3 protein-coding genes are annotated in these 2,688 nt (G+C 65.4%); 1 reads left to right on the top strand and 2 read right to left on the bottom strand.

Annotated elements, in window-relative coordinates:
• Nucleotides 1-365 (bottom strand): SDR family NAD(P)-dependent oxidoreductase (locus EOD07_RS29835; protein WP_127237881.1); only part of this gene is annotated, 365 nt, incomplete at its 3' end.
• 288 nt (nt 366-653) lie between these two features.
• On the opposite strand from EOD07_RS29835, the gene EOD07_RS29830 reads away from it, so the two are divergent.
• Nucleotides 654-1,769: an anhydro-N-acetylmuramic acid kinase gene (locus EOD07_RS29830; protein ID WP_127237880.1), complete on the top strand. Its 1,116-nt coding sequence runs from the start codon at nt 654-656 to the stop codon at nt 1,767-1,769.
• 226 nt (nt 1,770-1,995) lie between these two features.
• Here the strand turns inward: EOD07_RS29830 and EOD07_RS29825 are convergent.
• A partial coding sequence (locus tag EOD07_RS29825) for a transposase (RefSeq protein WP_164772668.1) occupies nt 1,996-2,688 on the bottom strand: 693 nt, incomplete at its 5' end.

The raw sequence follows: 2,688 nt of genomic DNA, 5'->3' as shown, positions 1-2,688 counted from the left end.
GCAAGAGGCCGCCGCCCCGCCAGCTGCCCGCCCAGAACCCCGCCATAGGCGCCGACAAGCAGCGCCTGCTTGACCGCCTCCGGATCGAGCTCGGCGATCGGGCCGCGCGTGCGGCCGCTGGCGTTGAAGACGGCGATTTCGAGGGGGCCAGCCTTGTCGGCCGCCTCGAACAGCCGCTCGACGGAAGCCGGGTCCGACACGTCGGTTTCCACGGCCACCGCGCCCGTTTCCTTCAGCAGCGCGGCAAGCTTGTCGACATTGCGCGCGGCAAGAACGACGCGGAAACCTTCCTTGGCGAGAAGCCGCGCCAGCGAGGCGCTTAAGCCTGAGCCGGCGCCCGCGATCACTGCAACATTGGCTGCCATGGCCTTTCCTCCGGATAGCTCGATATCGGATCCGCAGGCTCGCGCCTTCGGCGGCAAGAGGCAAGAACGTGGTTGCTCGATTTTCGTCCTTTGGCGCAAAAGGCGGCCGGCATAGAGCGGTTCGCCGTTTCACGGAAGCGGCGAACCGCTCTATCTTCTTGTTTTCACGCAATTCCGGACGGAAAACCGCTCACACTTTTCCTGGAATTGCTCTAGGCGCGGTGAAAGACTTGCCTGCCGCGCCGATCCGTCCGACACGTGGTTGGACGACGATTCGGGGACAAGATCATGGAACCAATCTGGGCCGTCGGCCTGATGACCGGCACGGTGCTCGACGGCAATATCGACGTGGCGCTGATCAAGACGGACGGCGAGCGCATCGCCGACACCGGCACGTATACGCTGGCCCCCTACCCGCGATCGATCCGCGCCCTGCTCGAAGAGACGCTGCGCCAGGCGCGCGCCTGGAATTTCGAGGGACCGGAGCCGGCGATCTTCCGCGAGGCGGAGGAGGCGCTGACGCGGGCGCAATCGGCGGCGGTCAAGGCTCTGGTCGAGAGCCAAGGCATGAGCATGGCCGATATCGGCATCGTCGGCTTCCACGGCCAGACGGTGCTCCACCGCGCGCCGCAGCCGGGACGGATCGGCCGCACACGCCAGCTTGGTGACGGCGAACTGATGGCCTCGCTGCTCGGCACCAAGGTCGCCTATGACTTCCGCTCGGCCGATGTCGCGGCTGGCGGGCAAGGCGCGCCTTTGGCGGCCGCCTATCACGCGGCGCTGCTCAAGGCGGCCGATGTCAGCGGCGATACCGCCGTGCTCAATCTCGGCGGCGTCGGCAACATCACCTGGTGGGACGGCAAGGGCGATATCGTCGCCTTCGACACCGGGCCGGCCAACGCGCCGGTCAATGATTTCATCAAGGCGAAGGGCCTCGGCGAGATGGACCGCGACGGCAGGCTGGCGGCCGCCGGCAAGGTCGACGAGGAACGGCTCGTCAGGCTCTTGCAGCATCCGTACCTGACGAAGCCCTATCCGAAATCGCTCGACCGCTTCGACTTCACCGCGGCGATGGCCGAAGGACTCGGACCCGAAGACGGCGCGGCGACGCTGACGGCCTTCACGGTGTCGGCCGTCGGCAAGGCGCTCGACCTGTTGCCGCGCCGGCCGAAGCGGCTGGCGGTCAGCGGCGGCGGCCGCCACAATCCGACGATGATGGCGATGCTCGAAAGCCGCGCCGGCGTCGAAGTCGTGCAGGCCGAGACGCTTGGATGGAAGGGCGACGCGGTGGAGGCGGAATGTTTTGCTTTCCTCGCCGTGCGCGTGCTGCGCGGCCTGCCGATCAGCTTTCCGAGCACCACAGGCGCGCCAGAGCCGATGCGTGGCGGAAAGCTTGCGGGGTAGTTCCTTAACACAGAAGTTTTGACCGGTTGGTTAGTGTGCGTTGGCAGATCCCAGGTCTTGGCGATTGGCCGGGACGCCTATCGCGGTCGTCATCCACGGGCGGAGCAAGGAGCGAAGCGACGCGCGCAGACCCGAGGATCCATGCCGTGACCTGGAAGCGCCGCGGCGGTCCAGAAATTCCGCACCGTTGCATACTTCGGTCCAGGCAACGGAATGGCAACTGTGTTCATGCGAATGCGGTTTTGTCGCGAATGATAGCGTTGAGGACGACCAAGAGCTTCCTCGCGACGGCGATGATAGCCAGCTTTTTGGAGCCTGATCGGGCGGCAAGGGCGGCATAGAAGGACTTGAACCGGTCACAGGTTCTGATGGCCGTTAGGGCTGCCATGTAAAGGGCCCGGCGCACGCGTGATCGCCCGCCCTGGATTTGGCTCCTGCGGTTGAGCTTGCCGCTTTTGTTGTCGAACGGGGCAAGGCCGACCAGCGCCGCGATCGCCTTGGGTGAGCGCTTGCCGAGCTCGGGCAGGAGCGCCAGCAGCGAGAGCGCCCCGACTTTGGAGACACCGGGCACGGAGACCATCAGCGCATGGTCGCGAGCGGCATCCTGGTTTTGACGAATGACTTCGGCAATCCGGCTCTCGAGCGCCTTGATGCGCGTGTCGAGGTCGGCGATCAGGTCTTTGAGGCTGGTGATAACGATCTCATTGAAGGTCTCGGCGAGTTGCTTCTTCAGCGTTGCCCGCATCTCGACCAGTTGATCGCGGTGGCCGGCAAGCGATTGAAGCTGCTCGACTTCTTCGCGCGGCGCCGGCTCAGCTTCAGGCTGATAACGACGGCCGTAGTCGCTCAGCATCCTGGCATCGAGAGGATCGGTCTTGGCGCGTCGTCTCGTCGACTTGGCATAGTGGTGGGTGTGCGC

The sequence above is a fragment of the Mesorhizobium sp. M2C.T.Ca.TU.002.02.1.1 genome (assembly GCF_003997225.1).
The sequence above is the reverse complement of the archived record's forward strand: the minus strand, read 5'-3'. Positions and strand labels throughout refer to the sequence as shown.